This window comes from Flavobacterium sp. RHBU_24, from assembly GCF_046613695.1.
In the GTDB taxonomy this organism is placed as follows: domain Bacteria; phylum Bacteroidota; class Bacteroidia; order Flavobacteriales; family Flavobacteriaceae; genus Flavobacterium.
On sequence record NZ_JBKJHD010000075.1, the window covers coordinates 1 to 244 of the forward strand.

General features: G+C 54.9%; 1 pseudogene. It reads right to left on the reverse strand.

Features of this window, described 5'->3' with window-relative positions:
• Positions 1-244 (reverse strand): annotated as a pseudogene (locus ACLI09_RS18130) (hypothetical protein); the annotation flags it as partial.

Consider the following 244-nt stretch of genomic DNA (forward strand, 5'->3'; position numbering starts at 1 on the left):
GTAAAGCCCATAGGCACCACATCGCTTACCTCAAACCCCGGCCTTGCCTGTATGGCAAGCCTGTTCTCTGCTGCAAGGGAGTACAGTGCAAGTTCAGCCGTGTTAAACACTTTACTGTCATAACCGTAGTCTATACCCGTGGTGCCGTTTTCGCTGTAGGCTACAAGCGCCTGGGTGCCGTTGCCGTTTTGGGCAACCATGTTCAGCCAGTAGCGTGATGCCGTGGTGGCAGCCGTACGGAAGA